This is a genomic window from Nocardia mexicana NBRC 108244, assembly GCF_001613165.1.
Classification (GTDB): Bacteria; Actinomycetota; Actinomycetes; order Mycobacteriales; family Mycobacteriaceae; genus Nocardia; species Nocardia mexicana.
In genome coordinates, this window is sequence record NZ_BDBV01000120.1 from 14,296 (window position 1) to 35,147 (window position 20,852).

Sequence of the window (20,852 nt, forward strand, 5' to 3'; positions counted from 1 at the left end):
AGCGCACCTCTTACGAGCACGCCCGCGTGGAAGTCCTGCCCGCCGCGCTCACGTCCTCGGACCTGCTGGCCGATATCGCGGCCGCCCGTCGCGCGCAGCTGAAGTCGCAGAGCGGTATGCGCGGCGCCCTCAACAAGGTCGGCTTCAATCTGGGGCTGTCGCCTGCCGAGCAGCGCGTCGAGAATCGGCGCGGCCGCATCCGCCGCCAGCTCACCTCGACATATCAGATCGCGGTCGTCAGCGTGAAGGGCGGCGTCGGCCGCACCACCGTCACGGCCGCCCTCGGCTCGACGTTCGCGAGCCTGCGACCCGACCGCGTGGTCGCCATCGACGGCAATCCGGACTTCGGCGACCTGCCCTCCCGCACCAGCCCCCACCCGTACGGCCTGACCCTGCGCGATCTGGCGCAGTCGCAGAATCTCGACGCGTTCTCGGCGGTGCATTCGTTCACCTCGATCAACGATTCCGACCTCGCCGTGCTCGCCTCCCCGTGGAATACCGAAGCCACCGCGGCGATGTCGGGCCACGAGTACGCCGCGGCGGTGGAAATCCTGCGGCGCCACTACAACCTCGTGATGGTCGACTGCGGCACCGGTGTCCTGGATTCGGTGACGGGTGCCGTGCTGCACACCAGCGACGCGGTCGTGGTGGTCACCCCGGCCACCGTCGGCGGCGTGAAAGGTGCTGTCGCGACGCTGAATTGGCTGAACTCGCACGGCCTGCAGCATCTGATCGCCAAGTCGATCGTCGCCATCGTGCACCATCAGCCGGCCAAGCCCACCGTGGAGGTCGACCAGATCGAGAAGCTGTTCGCGAGCGCGCAGCGACCCACCATCGAGCTGCCCTACGACCCCCACCTGGCCGAGGGCGGCGAGATCGATCTGCGGCTGCTCGACAAGGACACGCTGCTGGCATTCGAGGAACTCGCCGCCTCACTGGCCGACGGGATACCGAGTCATCCGGGCGGTGGCGTGCCCGGGGATCGCGGAGGGTGGCGATGAGCACTGCGTTCGCCCCGGCCCCACCGCCCGCGGCTCCGACGCAGCAGCCGTCCGCCGAGGTGGCGCGGGCGCGGATCGCCGTCATGGTCGGCAACTACCAGGTGGACGTCGTGGTGCCCACCAAGTTCACGATCGAGACCTTCATCGACGATCTGCTCGGCGTGCTGTCGCGCGCGATCGACGACGAGACGGTGGATTTCGTACCGCCGGCCGGGCAGTGGAGCCTGGCCCGGCCGGGGGAGCCGCCGATCCCGCGCTGGCGCAGCCTGGCCGATCACGACGTCGTCGACGGCACCGTGCTGATGCTGTCGGTGATCGAATCGGCCGAGGTGTTCACGCCGGTGGTGGAGGACATCACCGATGCGCTGGCGGGGATCAACGAGCGCGAGTTCGCCGAATTCGACAGCGGCACAGCCGTTATCGTCGGACTCGCGGTCCTGGGTTTCGGTGCGACCGCGACGGCCGCGCTGCTGTCGCTGTCGTGGACGGAGACCGGCTCGCTGCTGTGGTGCGGGCTGCCGGCGCTGCTGCTGGGCGCGATCGGCTGGGCCGCCGCACTGTCCGCGGGACGCAAGCGGGCCGCGCCGCGCATCTGCCTCGGTTTGGCCCTGACCGCCCTGCCGCTGCTGTTCGCGGGCGGTGCGATGCTGGTGCCTCCGGCCTACGGTGAGCCCGGCCCGTTCGCCGCGGCGAATGTGGCGGCCGGTTCGGTCGTGGCCGCCGTCGCCGCGGCAACCATGTTGCGGCTCACCAGGCTCGGCATCGCCACTCTGATGGCGGTGACCGTGCTCGGCGTGGTCGTCTGCGCCGTGGTGCTGCCGCTGACCTATCTCGACATCTCGTTGGAGCAGGTGGCGGGTGGCGCCGTATTCGTCGGCATCATCCTGCTGACCGCCGCGCCGCGGCTGGCTGTGATCTCGGCCCGGATTCGCCCGCCCGACCTGCCGGATCCGGGCACCGAGGTCGCTCCGGCCACCCTGGCCGATATCTTCGATGCCGAATCCGCCCGGGAGGCGGATCCGGAGCAGGCCGAGACCCAGGAGTCCGAGAAGCGGCGCGCACAGGCCGAATCCAGTATCGAGCACCGGGCCCGGCTGGCGGTGACCAGCCTGCGCGGGTTGATCGCCGCGGTGTCGGTGCTGCTGTCGGTATCGGTGATCATCTCGGCGGCGACCGCTCCCGGCGGCATTCGCGAAATCGTGATGGGCGCGGCCGTGGCGGGCATCCTGGCGATGCGGTCGCGCTGGTATCCCGATCTGGTGCAGGCGATCTCGCTGATCTCCGCGGCGGCGGTCACGGTCGCAGGCATCGGGTTCGTTCTGGTGGGCGCGTACGGCACCGGATATGCGCGGCTCGTGGTCGCGCTGGTCGTCGCCCTGGCGGCGGGCGCGGGATGTGTTGCGGCGCTGCGGTTGCCGGGCAAGCGGCTGTCGCCGGTGACGCGCCGGGTCATCGACCTCATCGAGTTCGCGCTCATCCTCATCGTGCCGATCATCGCGTGCTGGGTCATGGGCATCTACACGGCGATGCGAGCGCTGTGATGGGTTTCGGCAGGGGCGTGGCCGTCGCGTTGACCACGCTGGTGCTGGCAACCGGCGCGGCACCGGCCATGGCGCTGGAGCCCCCGCAGGTCGCCGTCGGTGCGGCGCCGCCGGACGGTGCGCCCGGCCCGGAGGTTCCGACCAAACAGGACAAGGGCTGCCTGGCGGTGGGCGTGCTCCCCGACAGTGATCTGTCGCAGGCGCCGCCGCCGGAGCGGGCATTGGGCCTGGCGCGGGCGCGGGCGCTGAGCCGCGGCGCCGGGGTGACCGTTGCGGTGATCGATACCGGAGTCTCGCCCAGCGCCCGGCTGCCCAACCTCACCGGCGGCGGAGACTACGTGTCCACCGGCGGCGACGGCCTGTCCGACTGCGACGCGCACGGCACGCTGGTGGCGGGAATCATCGGCGCGGCCCCGGACCAGGGCGACGGATTCTCCGGTGTCGCACCGGATTCCCAGATTCTGTCCATCCGGTACCGTTCGGGCGCGTTCGGTCCCGAGCGACCGAGCAGCGATCAGACACAGCAGATGGCGATCGAGATCCGGACCCTGGCCCGGGCGATCACCCACGCGGCCAACCTCGGTGCCCAGGTGATCACGGTGGCGCTGCCGGTCTGCGTGCCGGCGGGTGCCGGTCTGGATCAGTCGATACTGTCGGCGGCCATCGGACACGCCGTGCATGTCCGCGGTGCATTGATCGTGGCGGGGGCGGGGAACACCGGCAGCACGGGCTGCGAGCAGAATCCGCCCATCGATCCGAGTCAGTCGCGCGATTCGCGCAATTGGAGTGAGGTCAAGACGATTTCGGCACCGGGGTGGTTCGCGCCCGAGGTGCTGACCGTCGGATTCACCACGCCCAACGGTGCGCCGATGCCGGATTCGCTGTCGGGGCCGTGGGTTTCGGTGGCAGCGCCCGGCACCGGCATCGAATCGGTGGGTCCGGGCGGCGGCGGCCTGATCAACGGCATCGGCGAACCCGGAAAGCTGGTGCCGGTCGGCGGTGCGTCGTTCGCCGCGGCCTATGTCAGCGGTGTGGCCGCGCTGCTGCGTTCGCGGTTTCCGAACGAAACCCCGACCGAGATCGGCGCGCGCCTGCAGGCGGCCGCCCACGCCCCGGCCCGGGGGATCGATAATGCCGTCGGGGCGGGCGTGATCGATCCGGCGGCCGCCTTGAGTTATCGGACTCCGCCGCAGCCTCCGGTCGGGCTGTTCCGGGCGTCGGAGCTGATCATGCCGGTTCCCGATCGCCCTCGGGACCAGCGCCCGGCGATCATTGCGACCGCCGTGATCCTGGCGGCTGTGGTACTGGGTGTAGGTGCCAGTCGTGCGAAATCTGTTACCGGGAGACGTGGGTGAGCTTTCCCAGCATTCGAGTCGGCAGTCTCGAGCGCGGTCCGGTCGCCGCCGTGGTGATCGGCAGCAGCTTCGTGGTGGCCGGGGTGTGGGCACGCGCCCCGATCTGGGTCGGCCCGGCGATCGTCGGCCTGCTGCTGATCACCGTGACCGTCCGGTTCGGCGGCCGCACCACGGTCCGCTGGTTGCTGGACTGGGGCGAGTTCCGGTTCGGTCGCGAGGCACGGGCGCAGGCGCGCGCGGTGGTCCCGGAGGTTCGGGATGTGGCGGTCGCCGCCGGGGTCTGCGGTATCCACGAGGCCGGATCGACGCTGGTGGCGATGATCCAGCTCGCTCCGGATCTGGGGCTACCCACCGTTATCGCCGAGCAGACGGTCTACACCGAGGACATCGTTCCGGTCGACGACCTGCTGCCGATGCTCGACCAATACGGACTCGCGGTCGATATCGACATCGTCACCACCGGCCAGCGGGTCCGGCCGAGCACCGGGTACAGCATGCTCTACGACCAGCTGATCGGGTCGCATCCCGTGGTCGGTGACCGGTCGACCTGGCTGGTACTTCGGCTGGACCAGGAGCGCAATCTGTCGGCGCTGGCGCGACGGGGCCCGGCCGAGGTGTCGGGACCCAAAGCGCTCGCGACGGCGGCACATCGGATCGCCGGAAGGTTGCGCGAACGCGGTATCGCCGCACAGGCGTTGCCCGCCGAGGCTTTTCACGGTGCGGTCAGGCTCCTGCACGCCGGTGTGGAACTGCCGGACCTGCGGGAGAAGTGGGGCCACCTGGAGCCCTCGGTGCCCGGCCGCTTCGTGACCAGCTTCGCGATCGACTGGACCCGCCTGGACGGCGCCGGGCTCGACGACTGCTGGACCTGGAACCGCGGCCGCACCACGGTGGTCGTGAGTCTGGCTGGTGGTGCACTCGGCCCCCGGGGCCTGGTGCGCTACGTCGGTCCGGCACTGATGACCGAACCGCCCGGCTATCTGCGCCGACTGGGTGGCAAACAATCGACCGCGCTGCTCGCGACGCTGCCGACGGGGACGTCGGTGCAGGCCGTACCCCCCGACGACACCGGCAACGATGTCGCCCCGGCGGATCTGCTCGCCGACCTGCCCATCGCCATCGGTCCCAACGGGCAGATTCTCGGCACCATCAGCGGGCAGCCGCGACATACGCTGGCGCTGCCGCTGTTCGATCCGGCGCGCTACAACCCGCGCCGTCGCACGATCGACGTGCACGCGGAGTTGCCTGTGGCGCAGCAGATCGTGCTGCGGGCCATGGTCGTGGGCGCCGATGTCGAGGTGCACTCGGCACGGCCGCACCGGTGGTCGCAGCTGGTGTCGGCGGTGGGCGACACCGAGTCGCTGCGACTGGCCACCGACCCGGACGGCGCGCCTCCGGCCGGTCCGCCGTTGGGCCACGCGACGATCGCCGTCTTCGACCAGGTGCCGCCGCAGGGATCGACCGCGCATACGACGGTCACCATCAGCGATCCCGGGTCGCCGCGGCGCCGATCCGCCGACCTCGCCATCAATCAGGTCAGCGCGACATCCGTCGACGTCAACATCCCGATGCGCACGGTCCGGGTGGATCTGATCGAGCCGCGCGGCGAGACCCGCTACTACGATTCGCCCGCCCAGCCTCCGGTAGTCGCGTCGGCGCCGTACGAGTCCGTGGGGACGACCGTGCCCCTACCACCTGGTGACCGTCGAGTCGGTTAGGAGATCGGAGACGGTAATGTTGGTCAACGTGGTAGCGGATTCCCAGTCGGAGGGCGGCGACTTCCAGCATCAGGACGGTGAGGATGCGCTGACTCCTCGGCAGTCCGCGGCGGCGATCTTCTCGAGTCGCCTGTCCGGCTTGATCGCGGAGTCGGTCGTATCCACCGAGGACGGATCCACGCGGGGCCTGACGCTGTATTCGCTTGCGCAGCACCTGGAATTGGCCTACCCGGACGTCCCGGTATCGCAGTCGGGGCTCTACCGGCTCATCCACGGCGAGGCCATTCCCCGGCTGGATCTGATCATCGCCCTCGCCCGGGTCTTCGATGTGCCGCCCGAGTATTTCGTCACCGCCGAGAGCAGCCGCTGATCGCACCGTCCTGCGGTTTTCTCAACACCGGGAATAGCGGCGCCGCGCCGCCCGGACCTGGACGGATACCATCCCGGTCATGCCGGACGAGGATCCCGGAGACGTATTTCTCCGCCACCGCGGCGCTGTTCTCGACGCTCTGCTGTCCGATCCCGCGTTCGGGCAATCGACCCCGGCACCTGCCGCCCCGGCACCGGACGTCGAGCCGGATATCGGTGTCGGTGCCGAGACCGGCGCGGCCCTGACCGGCTCACAGCCGAGTGAGCCCGGGACCGGCGGTACGTACTCCGAGCCGGTGTCGGCCCCGCGCCGTCCCAGCGGCGGACCGAAGGCCAGCGACCGCATCATGGCGCTGCTGAACGGGCAGTCGCCCGACAGCCAGTCCAGCGGAATCGAATTCACCTCGGACTACGCCGAGACGGCCGGTAACCGGCTGGCCGCCCCGCCGAAGGAAGCGGAGAAGTCCGCCGAACCGGAGCGGGCGAAACCCTCCGAGCCGCAGCGCCCGGCCGGAGCGGCGGGTGTCGCCAATGACGTCCTGATCCAACTGCGTAAGCCGAAGGTGGCGCTGATCGCGGGCGGCGTGCTGGCCGTGCTGCTGGTGCTGGTTCTGATGACCACCGGGGGCAAGGAGAAGGGGTCCGACCAGGTGGTGGTCGTGACTCCGGTGGCGGCCGCCCCGGCGTCACCGCAGCCCTCGGCGAGCGGTAAGGCCGCTGCGCCCGGCCAGGCGATCCAGGTGAGATCCGCCAAGGCACACTGCCCGTCGGGCAGCACCGACCCGATGGATGCCTTCGGCGGGCAGACCGGAAAGGCATGGTCGTGCGTGCGGGCCTACAAGCTCGACGGCCAGGTGCTGACCATCGACCTCGGCAAGAACTACAAGGTGGATTCGATCGGCATCGTGCCCGGCTGGGACAGCGTCGGCTCCGACGGCTCCGATCAGTGGAACAAGTACCGGACGGTCAGTCGGGTGTCCTACCAGTTCAACGATTCCAATGCGAGCACCTACACCCAGCAGACCCTGGATCAGCGCAGCCTGGTGGTCACCAACCTCGAACCGGCGGTGAGCGCCTCCAAGATCACTCTGACCGTGCTCGAGTCGAAGGGTGACCCGTCCACCAACACCACCGCCATCTCCTCGATTGTGATCACCGGACAGTGACTCTCACCCATCTGATCTGCCAGTACTGCTCGCACCGCAACAGCGGCGCGGATTCGCAGTGCGCACACTGCGGTGCCCCGCTTCCTGCGGCGAGCCCGCATCCGGCGAGCAGCCCACACTCGGAACATCCGGCCCATACGACGCTCGAGGCGATGGAGCAGTCGGCCGGGCGGGCCGCGAAGAGGACGGAGAAGGCGGCCGGGCGGGCCGCCAAGAAGACGCTGACCGGCGCCGAGCACGCGGTGAAGGATGTGGGTCATGTCGCGAAGGACGTGGAGCGCACGGCTTTCGGCGCCGAACATCTCGCCGAGCGACTCGACTCGATGTCCTGGAAGACGGCGTCGATCATCCTGGGCGTGCTGCTGGTGCTGGCGATCTTCATATTCCGATCGTGCGACTTCTCTCCGCCCTCCTTCGACGGCTTCGCCGATGCCGGGACCGGCATGTCCGGCGGCGACCCGAAGTCGCTCCCGGAGTCGCTGCGGACCGCCTCGACCTGTCGTTCCGGCGGCGCCCCGCAGGCCGCGGATACCTGTGTCATCGAGGCGAATTCGCCACTGCTGACGGGCGGGATCACCGGCGGCCGCGCATTGTCGCTGACGGTGCAGTCCGAACCGGCCGTGCGGATCGCGGACACGATCACCCGCTGGCGTTCGGCGGGAACCACATCCCTGGCCGATACGCCCGTATTCGTAGGGGTGGGGCCATCGTCGACGATGCTCTACGCCGACCGCCGCAGCGGACTGCGCATCGAAACCGGTGCCTTCACCGATCGAACCGCCGTGCGCACCTTCGCCCAACGCGCGGGCCTCGTCCACTGAACCGCCAGCGCCCCTCGTACTTCCGGCACGCTCTCGGCCGCAAGCCCCCACTACTGGGGAGAGTGGCCTTTACCACGCGAATTACCATCAGATTGTACCGCTGAACAACGGCACGGTAATCGGGTCTCTCCGGGTCGGGCGGCAGGGAGTGCATGCACGAGACACGGAGGAACGGTGGCGGCAACCCAGCAGACGATTTCATGGAAGCGATTCCGTGACGATCCGACCGACCTGGAAGCGATCTACTTCCGTTGGATTCAGCCGGGTGCCGCGGCGCCCGCGATCACCGGCCGCGCCGAGTTGATCTATCGGCAGCACCTCGAGCTGGCCGCGGTCCGGCGGCCGGGTAAGGCGTTGACGCGCGTCTACCGGGCCGGGGACGGCTTCGGCCCCGCGATCCAGATCGTCAATGACGATATGCCCCTGCTGGTCGATTCGGTGACGGCCGCGCTGCGGCGGCTGGGGGCAGTGGTCACCGAGGTGGTGCATCCCGTCTTCGACGTGCTGCGCGACAATCACGGCCGGTTGCGCGCCATCGCCCCCGCGGAGGGCGAGGGCCGATCGGGCCCGAAGACCCGGCCGGGCGCGGGCACCGCGGTCCGCGAGTCCTGGATGCACGTGCAACTCGCGCTCGACACCGACGACGAACTGATCCAGAACATCGAGCAGGCGCTGCGGCCGGTGCTCGGGGTGATCCGGCAGGTCGCCGACGACACCACACCCATGACCCGCGCGATCCGGGCGCTGGCGAACCGGCTCGACCACACCGCGGAATGGGTGCGCGACGCCGAGGTCCCCGAATGCGCGCGGCTGCTGCGCTGGTTGGCCGACGGACACTTCACGCTGCTGGGCTACGGCTACTACGACAGCCCGAATCTCGTTGCGGCGGAACATGGTCCGGTCGCGCCCATCCCGGTGTCCGGCACCGGCCTCGGTGTGCTCCGCGGCGAATCCGGCAGCGAGATCGCGGTCCCCGCCTTCGACGGCGACGACTCGGTGCTGCGGATGGCCAACGGCTCGGCCGATGCCATGATGCCGGGCTCGCCGGACGTCTACTTCATCAGCGTGGCCGACTACGGCGACGCGGATCCCAAGCAGTTCCTGCCCGCCGGAGGCCCGATCGAACCGCGCGGCGTGCACGTGTTCGTCGGCATGTTCACCGTGGCGGGCGCGCACGAGAACATTCTCGATATCCCGGTGATCTCGCGGCGGGTGCTGCAGGTGATCGACTGGGCGGGCTTCGCGCTGAACTCGTTCTCCGGCCAGGGCCTGCTCGAGATGCTGCAGACCTTCCCGCGGGTGGAGCTGTTCTCCACCGACGCGCGCCGGTTGTTCGAAACCGTCTCGGCCGTCATGAATTTGGGTTTGCGGCGACAGGTGCGGCTGTTCATCCGCCGCGACGCCGGCAGCGGCGCCGTCTACTGCCTGGTCTACATTCCGCGCGACCGCTACTCGACCGAGGTGCGGCTGCGGATGCAGGACGTGCTGCAGGCGGAGTTCGACGGTGAGCAGGTCGCGTACTCGGCCCGCGCCACCGAATCCGAGCTCGCCGTCGTCTATTTCACGGTGCACCGCCGCCAGGATGCGCCGCTGGCCGACATCACCGAGTCCAACCGCGAACGCATCCAGGAGCTGCTGTTCGCCACCACCCGGACGTGGTCGGATCGGCTGCTGGCCGAGGCGGGGGGAAATCCCGAACTGTCCACCGCGGCACAGGATTACGCCGCCGCCTTCCCGGCCGGATATCAGGAGGAGTACTCCCCGGCGCAGGCGCTGGAGGATCTGCGCCGGCTGCGGCGGCTGTCCGACGGCGCGATCGAGACGAATCTGTACCGCAGCGACGAATCCGCCTCGGGGGAGTGGCGATTCACGCTGTATGTGGCCGGTACCGAGGTGTCGCTGAGCCGGGTGCTGCCGGTCCTGCACAGCTTCGGCGTCGAGGTGGTTTACGAGCGGCCGTATCGGCTGGATCTGGCCGACGGTTCGCGCCAGTGGATCTACGACTTCGGCCTGCGCGTGCCCGCGGCCCTGCTGCGCGGCACGACCGATCCCGACATCGAGGCGGACCTGTCCCGCTCGGTGGATCCGGAGTCGTTGCCCGACAGCAGCATTCGGCGCCGCCTGCCGGAGGCCGTCGCGGCCATGTGGCACGGCCGCACCGAGGTCGACGGGATGAACGAGCTGGTGCTGCGCACCGGGCTGCACTGGCGTCAGGTCGCCATGCTGCGGGCCTATGCGAAATACCTGCAGCAGGCCGGATTCGCCTACACCTTCGGCAATATCACCCGCGCGCTCGTCACCCATCCGACGACGGCGCGCGCGTTCGCCGAATTGTTCGACGCCTACTTCGATCCCGACGGTGTCGGCTCGGTCGCCTCGGTGCGCGCCGCCGCCATCGCGGAGCGGCTGCAGGCCGAGATCGAGGCGGTCGTCAGCCTGGATACCGACCGGATCCTGCGGGCCATGCTGGGCCTGATCACGGCGACGTTGCGCACCAACTACTTCCGCCGCGGCGCCGACGGGCAGCCCACGGAGTACCTGTCCTTCAAGTTCGATCCGCACTCGATCAACGAATTGCCCCGGCCGCGGCCGCAATTCGAGATCTTCGTGTACTCGCCTCGGGTGGAGGGCGTCCATCTGCGGTTCGGTGCGGTGGCGCGCGGCGGGTTGCGGTGGTCGGACCGTCTCGAGGACTTCCGCACCGAAGTGCTGGGTCTGGTGAAGGCGCAGGCCGTCAAGAACGCCGTGATCGTGCCCGTGGGAGCCAAGGGCGGGTTCGTGGTCAAGCGGCCACCGGAGAGCACGGACGACCCTACGGTGGACCGTCAGGCGCTGCAGGCGGAGGGAGTGGCGTGCTACCGCACCTTCATCTCCGGCCTGCTGGATGTCACCGACAACGTGGACCACGCGACCGGGCAGGTAGTGCCGCCCGCGCGGGTGGTGCGCCGCGACAGCGACGACACCTATCTCGTCGTCGCCGCCGACAAGGGCACCGCGACGTTCTCCGATATCGCCAATGATGTCGCCCAGTCCTACGGTTTCTGGCTCGGTGATGCGTTCGCCTCCGGTGGATCGGTCGGCTACGACCACAAGGCCATGGGGATCACCGCCAAGGGCGCGTGGGAGTCGGTGAAGCGGCACTTCGCCGAGATGGACATCGACACGCAGTCACAGGAATTCACCGTGGTGGGTGTCGGTGACATGTCCGGTGATGTGTTCGGCAACGGCATGCTGCTGTCGGAGCACATCCGCCTGGTTGCCGCGTTCGATCACCGGCACATCTTCCTGGACCCGAATCCCGATGCGGCACAGTCGTTCCAGGAACGCAAGCGCATGTTCGCCCTGCCCCGCTCGTCCTGGCGTGACTATGACACGTCGCTGATCAGCGCGGGCGGCGGCGTCTACGACCGCACCGCCAAGGCGATTCCGATCACCCCGCAGATCCGCGAGGCCCTGGATTTGGACCCGAGCGTGATCACCCTGTCGCCGCCGGAACTGATCCGCGCCATTCTGCTCGCCCCCGTCGACCTGCTGTGGAACGGCGGCATCGGCACCTACGTGAAGGCGTCGTCCGAGACCCACCCCGATGTCGGCGACAAGTCCAACGACGCGGTGCGGGTCGACGCGAACAGCCTGCGGGTCAAGGTGATCGGCGAGGGCGGCAACCTCGGCCTCACGGCCCTGGGGCGAATCGAGTTCTGCCGGGGCGGCGGCCGGATGAACACCGACGCCCTGGACAACTCGGCGGGTGTGGACTGCTCCGACCACGAGGTCAATATCAAGGTGCTGCTGGACGGCGTGGTCTCCGGCGGAGATCTCGTCGTCGACGAACGCAACGCGCTGCTCGCCGCGATGACCGACGAGGTGTCCGAACTCGTGTTGCGCGACAACATCTCGCAGAACGTTCAGATGGGGTTGTCGCGCGCGGAGGCGGAGCCGCTGGCGGTGGTCCATCGCCGCCTGATCTCCGAACTGGAGAACCGCCGCGGCCTCAACCGTCGACTCGAGGCACTGCCGTCGGATGCGGAGCTGGAGCGACGCATCGCCGACGGCCAGGGGCTCACCTCTCCGGAGTTGGCGAATCTCCTTGCGCACGTGAAGCTTTCGCTGAAGGCGGATCTGCTGGCCGGGGACCTGCTGGACAGCACCGCCTTCGAATCCGTGCTGCCCACCTACTTCCCGGTGCCGCTGCGCGAACGGTTCGGCGCCGCCATCGGCCGTCACCCGCTGCGCCGCGAGATCCTGGCGACCATGGTGGTCAACGACGTCGTCGACTACGGCGGCATCACCTACGCCTTCCGGCTGAGCGAGGAGACCGGCGCCACCGCCGAGGACGCCGTGCGGGCCTTCACCGCCACGGTGGAGATCTTCGACCTGCGCGACCTGTGGCAGCGCATCCGGACCACCCCGATGCCGACCGCGGTGCGCAACGAATTGGAGCTGGAGACCAAGCGCACCCTCGACCGCGCGTCCCGGTGGCTGCTGGCCAACCGCCCCCAGCCGCTGGCGATCGGGGCCGGAATCACCCGCTACCGCAAGGGAGTTCAGGCTCTCGCCGACAAGGTGCCGTCCTGGCGCCCCGGCCCGCTCGCCGACGACGTGCTGCAGCGCTCCGGCGGACCGATCGAGCGCGGCGCGCCGCGGGAACTGGCGGAGGAGGTGGCGCTGCTCGTGCACCGCTTCCCGCTGCTGGACGTGCTCGATATCGCCGACATCTGCGAACGGGACGCCGACGAGGTGGCCGCGCTCTACTACGCGCTGGACCTGCACTTCGAGATCCAGCGCCTGCTCACGGCCGTTGCCGGGCTCGACCGCGGCGACCGCTGGCGCACCCTGGCCCGCCTCGCCGTCCGCGACGACCTGTACGACTCGCTGCGGTCGCTGACGGTGGACGTGCTCGCCGCGACCGATCCGGCCGAGAGCCCGGACGAGAAGATCGCCTACTGGGAGTCCACCAACCGCTCCCGCCTGGCCCGCGCCCGCGCGGCACTCGGCGAGATCTACGCGGTCGGCTCCTACGATCTGGCGACCCTCTCGGTCGCCGCCCGCCAGGTCCGCAGCATGGTCTCCAGCGGCGAGACCACCGCCACGGTGGCGACGGGCGCGGTCGGCTGACCGGAACGGAAATCGTGCGTGGCACCGCGGGCGAACCGAAGCGTGTTGACCTCGAGTAAGGTTTAGATCTTAGGCTCCACGACCGAACCTGAAAACGGAATCGGAACGAGGAGACATGAACACACCGGCCGACCCCTCCTACCGTTGGGGCAGTGAAGATCTGGACCTGGACGCCTACCTGGAGCGCATCGGCTTCACGGGCGACCGCACGCCGACCGTCGCGACGCTGCGCCGCCTGGTGTACCTGCACACCACGACGATTCCGTTCGAGAACCTGGAAATCCTGCTCGGCCGGCCGATCCTGCTGGACGTGAAGTCCTTGCAGGACAAGATGGTCCGGCACCGCCGGGGCGGCTACTGCTTCGAGAACGCGACGCTGTTCGCGGCCGTGCTGGAACGGCTCGGCTTCGGTGTCACCGGGCTGTCCGGCCGCATATTCCTGGGCGAGGACGACCGCCTGCTACCGGCCACCCACGCCGGGCTGCGCGTGACCGCCGCCGACGACGACCGGGCCTGGCTGTGCGATGTCGGCTTCGGCTCCGGCCCGCTCGAGCCGATCGCGCTGACCCCGAGCGCCGACGAATTCACCATCGGCGCTTGGCGATTCCTGCTGGAACGCGATACGGACGAGCTCGGCGGCGCACTGTGGACCCTGCACAGCTTCTCCCACAACGGCTGGACCCGGCGCACATTCTCGATGAACCCGCAGTACCGAATCGACTACGTGGTCGGTAACCACTACACCTCGACCTCGTCGCATTCCCCGTTCCTCACCCGCCCCGTCCTGCAGCGGATCCACCCGGAGGTCCACCACATGCTCGACGGCACCACACTGATCACCGACTACCCGGACGGCACCGGCGAATCCCGCGACCTGGAGCGCAGCGAAGTATCGAAGGTCCTCACCGAAATCTTCGACATCGAACTCGACGAGGCGGACAACGACCGGCTGGATCGGGTGACGGTCGGTTCGTGAGCTTCGCGGTACGTCCCGCCACTTCGTTCGCCGATGTGTCGACGGTGCTCGGTCTCGAGAATCCGCAATCCTCGGTGTGCTGGTGCCCCGAGTGGCTTGAGCCCGTCAGGGGATGTGCGAACCGTCCGGCGAGAAGGCCGGACGGACCGTCCGCTCAGATGCGTGCGACCGGGGTGCCGCAGGAGTTGCAGAATTTGGCGCCCGGGGCGAGTTCGGCGCCGCAGTCGGTGCAGTGGGCCGGGGACGAATTCGCCAGTCGGGTACCGCAGTTCATGCAGAACTTCGCGCCCGCCGGGTTGGCGGTGCCGCAGCCGGTGCAGGTCGGCCCACCGGTGGGCAGGGCGGGCTGGTGGGGTGGGGGAGGGCTGCCGACGTGCTGCTGGATCGCGTTGACTCCCAATGCCGCGCCCAGGAATCCGCCCTCGACGCGCCCGCCGCCCTCGGCGAGGCCTTGGCCCGCGCCGAGCGCCATTTCGCCTGCGGCGTAGCGCTGGAAGTCACCGGTCAGCCGAATGTAGGTGACGTCCTTGGCAAGTCGCTTGAGTCGTTGCGAATCCTCGGGGGCCAGTGAGATGTCGAAGTTGCCCAGGCGGGGGATGCGCAGGCCGTATTCGTAGAGCGCGAGATTGGTCTGGTGCAGCACCGCGGTCTCGACCGGCTGCAGCTGGGCGGACAACCCCAGGACCGGCCATTCCCCGGCCGAGATCCCCTGGGCGACGGTGACCTTCATGGATTTCAGCAGCAGGTCGGCGCACCAGCCGGGGACCGCGCCCGGATCGGCCGGATCGACGGTGCCCGCCAGCGTGGTGATCAGATCCGCAGGATCGCGCACCGAGAGCGAGAATTCGCCGAACACCCGCAGCGTCACCACCTGCTCGGTGGCCGGATCGACGATATCGGTCAGCCGCCCGCCGAACTTCAGGCCGGAGAACTCCCGGGTGGAGACGAAATACAGCTCGGCGCGATAGTAGTTGCCGCCGCTGAGGGTGTCGACGAGGGCGCCGAGCACGGGCAACTCGTCCGCGTCGACCCGATGCCGCCCGGGCCCCATCGCGCCGACGACCTTGCCGGACTTGACGAACAGGGCGATCTCGTCGGCGTTGACGTGGGCGCGGGTGTAGCGCCGGATGTTGAGGTCCGGCCACTTGTAGAGGAGCTGGTTCTTGCGTTCCTCGGGGACCGCGATGAATTCCCGTTCCAGCCAGGCCATATGTGCTCCATCGTCAGCATGCGTGCGGGTGGCGAAGGGTCGCCGCCACCCCAACATCAGACGAACCACTATTGAACGCGCCGTTAAACAACGGTACATTAAGTAGATGTTCGTCCATTTCATTCTGTGGCTCGCGGGGTATGGGAAGTATTCCCATACCGGGGAAGCGGGCATAAGCATTGCGACGATCGGCCAACCACAATGAGAGCCCGATTCATCCGCGGGCTCGAGAGGTTTCTCATGGCGGAGCCATCCGGCGCATCCGAACAGCCGCTGCCGCACCCCTGGGCGAATCGGCGGATGCGCGGAACCGAGGTGCCGAGCCGGGCACCGCGTCCCTGGGCCACCCGGCGTGCCGCCAAATCGGAGCTCTCGCAGCGATTCCGGCATCCGTGGTCGCAACCCAGCGCGCCGGAAGGCGAACCCGCCCAGTCGTTCTCACCGGATCCGAGCCCCTCCGGCGGCGAGCCGGAGGTATCCGACCACACCCTCCGTGAGGCGCCGGAACTCTCCGAGCTGTCGGAGGCCTCCGAGCTGGAGATGCTGGGCCTGTCCGGCTCGGATGCCGGATCGGGCCGCAGTTCCCGAACCCGGCCCAGCCCACGGCGATTGGGCGGCGGCCTGGTCGAGATGCCGCAGGTCGCGCCGGTGGACCCGCGCGCGGCCATGCTGGCGAATCCCGAAGTGGCGGAACACAAACGGTTCTGCTGGCAGTGCAACGCGCCGGTCGGCCGCGCCACCGATACCGAGCCCGCCGTGGTGAGCGGCACCTGCGCGAAATGCAACTCGCCCTTCAATTTCCGCCCCGCCCTGCAACCCGGCGAACTGGTGGCCGAGCAGTACGAGGTGCAGGGCTGCCTGGCACACGGCGGGCTGGGCTGGATCTATCTGGCCGTGGACCGCAATGTCAGCGATCGCTGGGTGGTGCTGAAAGGACTGCAGAATCCGCAGGACTTCGAGGCGCATGTGGTCGCCCTGGCCGAGCGACAATTCTTGTCAGAAGTAGCGCACCCGGGAATCGTCAAGATTTACAACTTCGTCAAGCACCGGTCGGCGCGCGATATACCCGACGGCTATATCGTCATGGAATATGTCGGCGGCCGGTCGCTGAAGAAGGTCCTGGATCAGCGGGCACCGAATCGCATTCCGGTCGCGGAAACCATTGCCTACATGATGGAAATCCTGCCGTCGCTGGACTATTTGCATTCCTTCGGGCTGTGCTACAACGACCTCAAACCGGACAACATCATGGTCAGCGAGGACGAGGTCAAGCTCATCGACCTGGGTGCGGTCGCCGCCATGGAGTCCTACGGCAGCATCTACGGCACCCCCGGATACCAGGCTCCCGAAATCACCGAGACCGGGCCGACGGTGATGTCGGATATCTATACCGTCGGCCGGACGCTGGCCGCGCTGGCACTCGAAATGCCCTGCGACGATGCCGGTCACTATCTGCACGGGATACCCTCGCCCGAACAGCAGCCGCTGCTGCGGCGCTACCCGGCCCTGCACCGCCTGCTGTGCCGCGCCACGGACCGGGACCCACAGCGCCGCTTCCCGTCCACCTACGCCATGTATCTGCAGCTCGCCGGCGTGCTGCGGACGGTGCTCGCGACCGATACCGGACGCGAATATCCCCAGGCATCGGTCGAATTCAGTTCGATGCGGGGCGATTTCGGCATCGATACGCTGATCGGCCAGACCGACGGAATCGTCGACGGCCGCACGCGCATGCCCATCCTCGATGCGCGCAGCGTGGCCTCCGCGCTGCCGGTGCCGCTGATCGACAGCGAGGACCCCAGCGCGGAACTGTTGTCGACGATGCTGCACGCCGATCCGCGGCACGCCCTGGATGCGTTGCGCCGCACCAGCGATCGCATCGCCGCGGGCACCATCGCCGAACCGGAGTCGTTCGAACTCGAGGGCTCGCTCACCGCGATCCGGGCCCATCTCGATCTGGAGGAGATCGAGATGGCCACACGGTTGCTGGCCGAGTTGCAGCCGAGCTACGGCGCGGACTGGCGGCTGGAGTGGTACCACGGCATCGCGGCGCTGCTCGGCGGTCGGCACGAAAGCGCCTACCGGCATTTCGATCTGGTGCACTCGATGGTGCCCGGCGAGATCGCACCGATGACGGCGCTGGCGGCGACGGCGGAGCTGGTGCTGCAGTCGCTGGACGATCCCGCCGATCCCGAGTACTGGCATCGCGCCGCCGTGGACTTCTACGGGGCGGTGTGGCGCACCAATCACGGCGTCGTGAGCGCGGCCTTCGGCTTGGCGCGCCGGCTGGCCGCCGACGGTGAGCTGCTCGACGCGGTCGCCGTTCTCGATCAGGTGCCCGCCGCGTCCCGGCACTACGCGGTGGCGCACATGACCGGCTGCCTGCTGCTGGTCTCGCGGCCGGTCTCCGAGGTCACCGACGGCGATATCGTGACGGCGGCGGCGCGGTTGCAGGCGCTGCCCGACGAGCCCCGGGCGCTGCAGTTGCGGGTCGTGGTGGTCGGCGCGGCGCTGGAATGGTTGCGGGCGGGTGGCTGGGCCCGGGATCCGGGCGCGACCCTGCTGGATTTCCCGCTGGACGAGCCGGGTCTGTCGCGCGGCCTGGAATCGTGCCTGCGCGACCTGGCGCGCGCCGCCCCCGACCGGCTGCACCGCTACCGGCTGGTCGATCTGGCCAATCAGGTGCGCCCGCGCACGCGGTGGTGATCAGCCCAGATACTTGCGGGCGACGACCACGGCCGGTGCGGCCGCGAGCACCGACAGCCACAGCCAGTTGCCCGTGACCAGCACGGCCGCCGCCGCGAAAACCACACTCGCCGTGGCGAGCACGGCGAGCCGGAGGAGTGGATTCGGGGCGATCGGGGCGGGCTCGGGGGCCTCGGCGCCCGGCAGATCGGTGAACAGCTCCGCCAGTTGCGCCTTGGTGGTGGCGGCGTGCGCCCGCGCGCTGCGCTCCTCGAACTCGGTCAGCGTCAGCCTCCCGGAGGCCAGGTGCTGTGACAGATCCCGCAGCGCGCGTTCTCGCTCGTCCGTCCCCGTTCGAGCTTCCGGGATTTCGTTCATGCCGAGCAGAATATGGACAGCCACGGCCTGCGGATTTCCACCGGCGGGAAGATGGTCGTCCGACCATGGTTAGTACACATCACTGCGTCACTCATCGTGCAAACTTGTTTCAGTGTGGTTTCCTTTATGTATGTCAGTCGGTACTGAGTACACGATCGATGAACTGGCCCGTGCGGCCGGTACGACCGTGCGTAGCTTGCGCGTTTACCACGAGCGGGGTGTACTGCCCCCGCCTCAGGTGAAGGGGAGGACAGGTTTCTACGGTGCGGACCATCTCAATCGGGTCCACACGATCAGCCGGCTGCTGGACCGGGGGATCAAGCTCAACGGGATAAAAGAGCTGCTCGCGGCCTGGGACCGGGGCGACGATCTCGGCGTCATCCTCGGCGTCGGCGGGCCGGACGTACCGTCGGAGAGCGATGCGTCGCCGGGCGAGACGATCTCGGCGACCGAACTGGAGCAGCGGTATCGCGGGGTACCGCAGGGCCTGGCCCGGGTGGTCGGGCTCGGGCTGTACGAACCGGTCGACGCCACCACGTACCGCATCGCCGACCCCCAGCTGGCTCGCACCGCCGAGCAATTGGCCGCGACGGGTGTCTCCGAGGACACGCTGCTGACGGAGCTCGAGCGGCTGTACGGCGACTGCGACCGCATCGCCCGCCGGTTCGCCGACCTCTTCCAGCGGACCGCCTGGAATGAATTCCAGCAGTCCGAACGGGGCCCGGACGATCTGGGCAGGCTGTCCGAGCGGGCCGACGCGACCCGGACCGTGCCCGCGCGCGTGACGGCGGAGCTGATCTCCCGGCTCGTCGCACGCTATCTCGATCAGGATTCCGAGCTCGCCGAGGTGCTCTCCGGCGCCTGACCGGACCGCCCCGATCGCCGCGTCTCCACCCTGCCCCGCACAGCTCGACCCGCCCGGCCGCTCCGTGCTTGAACCGGAATGCCGGGTACCCGCGGCGGAACGCCCGGCCCCGAGCCGAACGTCCCCTTCCGTGCACTGACCGCGCGACACTCGTTCCGCGCCTGATGCCGGGTCGCACTGCTCCCGACTCGAGTTGAACGCTCGCCTCCGAGCAGGATCATTCCCTTCGCGACCGAGTCCGCTCACCGTCACTTCGGTTGATGGTCCCGCCATTCGTTCCCACCGGTGGAGACTTCGACCTGAATACGCCGTTAGATAACGGTACATTGATTCATGAGTCGATCACTGTCGGGTCGCCATACAAAGTTCGATAGGAAGCGGAGACGTCGATGATCACCACCAGCGATGCACGGAATCAGGGCTGTAGTGACGGCCGGGTGTCGAGAGCGGGCAGGTATGCCGCGGCCGCGGTGGCCGCGCTGGCGGTCGGCGGGCTCGGGCTCGGGACGGTGGCCGCACCGGCGTCGGCGGACCTGCCCGGAGCGCCCTGCCTCTGGGCGGGAAACCCCTACCCCGATGGTGAGACCGTCTACGCGGGGGGCTGGGCCTTCACCTGCCATTCGGACTTCATGGCCGGTGCGCGCTGGAACCGCGACGGCGTGGCGAACCGGCGTACCACCGTTCCCAATCCGGGTGCGAACGGCAACCCCGCGGGCCGGTTCAGCCCGGGCGCCCGCCAGCCGGGTACCGCCTACACCGACTACTGCGTCGGTGACCAGCTGATCGAGGGCGCCGAGGACATCTACGAGGCGTTCCCGGCGGGTGGCGGCCTGTACTGGAAGGCGGCGGGCCCGATCTCGAACTGGACCTTCGACGGCGCTCGGCCGGAGCCGACCTGGCGGACCTCGAGCTCGTGCCGGGAAGGCTCGCTGAGCTGACCGATCCCGCACCTCCCGTTCATCTGTCGGCTACTTAAGTAGACTCGCGCTGACCTACCGATTGCGCACCTCGTTAGTTCTGTCCAAAATCACAGTCACATCAAGGCGGCAGATGGGTATGTGATGGGACGTGTGACTCTGTGGATGCAGATGTCGCTGGACGGCTTCGCGGAGGGGCCCGACCAGGAGGTGCACTGGCCGGTAGTCGACGAGGAGCTGTGCGCGTCGTTTCTGGACGAGCTACAGGGCGCCAGCTACTTCGTGTACGGGCGCAAGACATTCGAGCTCATGGCCTCGTTCTGGCCGACGGCCGACGCCGACCCGGCGATCTCCCCGTTCTACGTGGACTTCGCGCGATGTTGGAAGGCGACCCCGAAGCTCGTGCTGTCGCGGACGCTGGGCAGCGCCGACTGGAACACCAAGGTGATGGGTGACTCCATCGTCGACCAGATCTCGACGCTGCGCGCGCAACCGGGTTGCGACATGGTGCTGTTCGGCGGTACCCAAACGGCATCGTTCTTCATGGAGCACGAGCTGATCGACGAGTACCGGGTATTCGTTCACCCGCTACTACTGGGCGGGGGCATCCCGCTGTTCCCGACGACGGTGGAGCAGGCCGGATTGCAGCTGGTCGACGTCATGACCTTCGACAGCGCCGTGGTGCAGATGCACTACCAGCAAACCGCCGCGGCGGCGTAGAACCCGCGATCACAT

At 68.6% G+C, this 20,852-nt stretch carries 15 protein-coding genes; 13 read left to right on the forward strand and 2 right to left on the reverse strand.

Annotation, left to right across the window (positions count from 1 at the left end):
• The first annotated feature begins 26 nt into the window (after window positions 1-26).
• From NM1_RS44345 to NM1_RS36640, 9 genes are all read left to right on the forward strand, one after another.
• A complete protein-coding gene (locus NM1_RS44345) occupies window positions 27-1,001 on the forward strand; it encodes a MinD/ParA family ATP-binding protein (protein ID WP_246010820.1) in 975 nt (324 codons plus the stop codon).
• Window positions 998-2,542, forward strand: a complete 1,545-nt coding sequence (gene eccD, locus NM1_RS36605) for a type VII secretion integral membrane protein EccD (protein ID WP_068031247.1) — start codon at window positions 998-1,000, stop codon at window positions 2,540-2,542. Before NM1_RS44345 ends, eccD begins: the two co-directional genes overlap by 4 nt.
• Entirely contained in the window at window positions 2,542-3,897 is a 1,356-nt protein-coding gene (gene mycP / locus NM1_RS36610; RefSeq protein ID WP_068031206.1) for a type VII secretion-associated serine protease mycosin, read from the forward strand. Before eccD ends, mycP begins: the two co-directional genes overlap by 1 nt.
• On the forward strand, window positions 3,894-5,615 hold the full coding sequence (gene eccE, locus NM1_RS36615) for a type VII secretion protein EccE (protein WP_246010819.1): 1,722 nt from the start codon (window positions 3,894-3,896) through the stop codon (window positions 5,613-5,615). Before mycP ends, eccE begins: the two co-directional genes overlap by 4 nt.
• A gap of 16 nt (window positions 5,616-5,631) precedes the next feature.
• Window positions 5,632-5,985 carry a helix-turn-helix domain-containing protein gene (locus NM1_RS36620; RefSeq protein ID WP_068031209.1) on the forward strand — a complete coding sequence of 118 codons (354 nt, stop codon included), beginning with the start codon at window positions 5,632-5,634 and terminating at the stop codon, window positions 5,983-5,985.
• 79 nt (window positions 5,986-6,064) lie between these two features.
• Window positions 6,065-7,150 carry a discoidin/SUN/FTP domain-containing protein gene (locus tag NM1_RS36625; RefSeq protein ID WP_068031212.1) on the forward strand — a complete coding sequence of 362 codons (1,086 nt, stop codon included), beginning with the start codon at window positions 6,065-6,067 and terminating at the stop codon, window positions 7,148-7,150.
• A 152-nt stretch (window positions 7,151-7,302) separates the two neighbouring features.
• Entirely contained in the window at window positions 7,303-7,971 is a 669-nt protein-coding gene (locus tag NM1_RS36630) for a hypothetical protein (RefSeq protein WP_147288879.1), read from the forward strand.
• A gap of 174 nt (window positions 7,972-8,145) precedes the next feature.
• Window positions 8,146-13,086 carry an NAD-glutamate dehydrogenase gene (locus tag NM1_RS36635; protein ID WP_246010818.1) on the forward strand — a complete coding sequence of 1,647 codons (4,941 nt, stop codon included), beginning with the start codon at window positions 8,146-8,148 and terminating at the stop codon, window positions 13,084-13,086.
• 115 nt (window positions 13,087-13,201) lie between these two features.
• Entirely contained in the window at window positions 13,202-14,062 is an 861-nt protein-coding gene (locus NM1_RS36640; RefSeq protein ID WP_068031217.1) for an arylamine N-acetyltransferase family protein, read from the forward strand.
• Window positions 14,063-14,216: 154 nt separating this feature from the next.
• Here NM1_RS36640 and NM1_RS36645 read toward each other — a convergent pair whose 3' ends face one another.
• A complete protein-coding gene (locus NM1_RS36645; protein WP_068031220.1) occupies window positions 14,217-15,272 on the reverse strand; it encodes an SPFH domain-containing protein in 1,056 nt (351 codons plus the stop codon).
• Between the two features lie 240 nt (window positions 15,273-15,512).
• On the opposite strand from NM1_RS36645, the gene NM1_RS36650 reads away from it, so the two are divergent.
• A complete protein-coding gene (locus tag NM1_RS36650; protein ID WP_068031224.1) occupies window positions 15,513-17,978 on the forward strand; it encodes a serine/threonine-protein kinase in 2,466 nt (821 codons plus the stop codon).
• Here the strand turns inward: NM1_RS36650 and NM1_RS36655 are convergent, their stop codons facing one another.
• Entirely contained in the window at window positions 17,979-18,335 is a 357-nt protein-coding gene (locus NM1_RS36655; protein WP_114699457.1) for a DUF1707 SHOCT-like domain-containing protein, read from the reverse strand.
• A gap of 130 nt (window positions 18,336-18,465) precedes the next feature.
• On the opposite strand from NM1_RS36655, the gene NM1_RS36660 reads away from it, so the two are divergent.
• The 3 genes from NM1_RS36660 (at window position 18,466) to NM1_RS36670 (ending at window position 20,837) form a co-directional block, all read left to right on the forward strand.
• Window positions 18,466-19,200: a MerR family transcriptional regulator gene (locus NM1_RS36660; RefSeq protein ID WP_068031229.1), complete on the forward strand. Its 735-nt coding sequence runs from the start codon at window positions 18,466-18,468 to the stop codon at window positions 19,198-19,200.
• Window positions 19,201-19,589: 389 nt separating this feature from the next.
• Window positions 19,590-20,138: a hypothetical protein gene (locus tag NM1_RS36665; RefSeq protein ID WP_068031232.1), complete on the forward strand. Its 549-nt coding sequence runs from the start codon at window positions 19,590-19,592 to the stop codon at window positions 20,136-20,138.
• Between the two features lie 132 nt (window positions 20,139-20,270).
• Complete coding sequence (locus tag NM1_RS36670; RefSeq protein ID WP_246010817.1) at window positions 20,271-20,837, forward strand: dihydrofolate reductase family protein; 567 nt, start codon at window positions 20,271-20,273, stop codon at window positions 20,835-20,837.
• Window positions 20,838-20,852 lie beyond the last annotated feature (15 nt).